Source organism: Sphingobium sp. Ant17, assembly GCF_000588875.1.
Lineage (GTDB): Bacteria > Pseudomonadota > Alphaproteobacteria > Sphingomonadales > Sphingomonadaceae > Sphingobium.
Genome location: NZ_JEMV01000152.1, coordinates 1 through 2,291, shown reverse-complemented (window position 1 = coordinate 2,291; position 2,291 = coordinate 1). Strand labels below are relative to the sequence as shown.

The following is a 2,291-nucleotide window of genomic DNA, read 5'->3' as shown; positions in this document are numbered from 1 at the left end:
CGCGCCGCCATGCCCAAGCGCTCCATTTGGCGCACTGCGCAGTTCGACACCCTGCGTCTGCGCCTCATCAAGATCGCCGCACGCGTCACAGAATTGAAAACGATGATCCGCATCCAATGGCCCACACCGTGCCCACACCAGAAGATCGTTCAGGTCGCGCTCGACCGGATACCCCGTCTGATCACCTGAGCGCGGGCAAAGCCCGTCAAATCGAACTCGTCCCCGTCACCCGCAAGCTTCAACACACGAACATCACCCCCGGGAAGGGCGTGATCCCCTGCGACTGTTGAAGGTTCAAACCGTCAATCCTGCGCTACGGCACCAAGTCACATGAATTTTCCGGGCTAGTTGGTCGCGATGGCGCATTAATCAGTTTTTTGAGCGGCCCATCGAGCATATTTATGACGCGATCGCTGATGAAAGCGTCAGAGTTATTGCGTTTGACATATTTGATACTTTGATCGTCCGTCACCTGCTGGATGGGGACTATGTTAAAAAAGCCCTCCACAGTCGCTACGAAAAGGGAGGGAATTCAAAGTTCCTCCATCTCCGAACGACTTGCGAAGGTGACGCTCGGTCAGCCAAGGGGAGCGACGTTGACATCTATGAAATCTACGCTGAAATCGCTCGTCGCGATCAAAAATCAGCATCTGATTACGATGTGAATGAAGAAATCGCCATGGAGATTTCCTCAGTTAAAACACGTAGTGAAGTGATAAAACTTTTCAATTTTGCTGTGAGCTCCGGCAAGAGAATAGTTCTAGCAAGCGACATGTTTCTACAGAGAGAAAATATCGAGTTAATGCTAGAAAACTGCTCGATATCCGGATGGAGCAAATTTTATCTTTCTTCTGAGATTGGCTTTCGGAAAGATCGCGGCAATATGTATCACCATATTCTGCGAGAAGAGAGATTGGAACCTTCCCAGCTACTTATGATCGGCGATAACGAGAGGTCGGACTTTCAGATACCAGCTGATATGGGTATTCGGACTGTTCACGTTGTGAAGCCGACGAACATCATGCGGGCAGCACCCCGGCTCGAAGGGTTTGTTCCGGACGCGGCGGACGCTTCCGCCGGAGAGCAATTCCTGTTTGGAGCACTGGCCGCTGAAAATTTCTCAGGCGTTACCTTTCCTAAATTTATGCCAAAAAACATGTTTGGCTCATCGGCTAACTCTATTGGCTATGGGCTATTAGGGCCGATTTCGTTGGCATTCTCGCAATGGCTGGTTGAGACCGCGAAAGTAATGAAGCTGGACAGACTATGCTTTCTTTCTCGCGAGGGGAAGTTTATGAAATCGGCCTACGATACTTGGGTTGCTGGACTTGGGTCTGTCGTACCAAGTGATTATATGCTTGCATCGCGGCGAGCCGTGACGGTTCCAGCCATCAAAAGCATTGATGACATTTACGCTATCGCTAAATCTAACAACTTTTATGGGGCAAGCGTCGATCTCTTTCTTAGTGAGCGCTATGGGGTAAGGCTCGATGAACGTCGCTGGGCAAAGATCGAATCTCGTAATATCTGGCGAAGAAATCTCCCACTGACGATCATGGATCAGAATATCGATAATATTGCTCCTTTGCTTACGCATATTGCGCCACTCATATTCGAGCGTGCTGCCTATGAGCGGGTTAACTGCATAGAATATCTCCAGGGCATGGGATCATCCGGGGAAAGTAGATGTGCAGTAGTGGACGTGGGATATGGCGGAACGATCCAGCGGCACCTTGATAAGTTGGTCCCCGGCAAATTTCACGGTTTGTACATGATGGCCAACAAGAGTGCGTTTGATTGGAGCAAGACCTCGACAACGGAGGTGCGAGGATGCTTCGTCGCCATGGTTGATGAATCCCCTAATGGGATATCACCTATGCTGGAAAACAGTTTTATACTGGAGAAGATGCTTAGCGCCGACGATGAGCAATTATTATACTACGGCAAGGATGGTGATCCCCAATTTCGAGAGCTCCAGGCCTATGTTGGTGCAGGGTCAAACGTTCGCAATGAAATGCAGCAGGGTGCCATAAAATATATCAAGGATGCTGTACGTTTCCGTGAAACAATACAAGAAGATTTTTCGGCCTCACCAAGCCTGGCTCAAGACCTATTTGAGGAGTTTGTCTCACACATATCTGATGATGAAGTAGCATGCTTTGCGTCTTTGGAGCTTGATGACTTCTACTGCGGGCGTGGTATTGTTGCATAGGGTCTGGACGTGGTTTAATTGCCTGCTAATATAGTGATTGTTCGTCCACTGGCAGCGCGAGGAGACGCTATCACGAACG

At 49.5% G+C, this 2,291-nt stretch carries 2 protein-coding genes; both read left to right on the top strand.

Annotation, left to right across the window (positions count from 1 at the left end; genetic code table 11):
- Positions 1–189: transposase (locus BF95_RS24895; RefSeq protein ID WP_200867066.1), on the top strand; the 189-nt coding region annotated here is incomplete at its 5' end.
- Between the two features lie 145 nt (positions 190–334).
- A complete protein-coding gene (locus BF95_RS24890; RefSeq protein ID WP_327195530.1) occupies positions 335–2,212 on the top strand; it encodes an HAD family hydrolase in 1,878 nt (625 codons plus the stop codon).
- Positions 2,213–2,291: the final 79 nt, after the last annotated feature.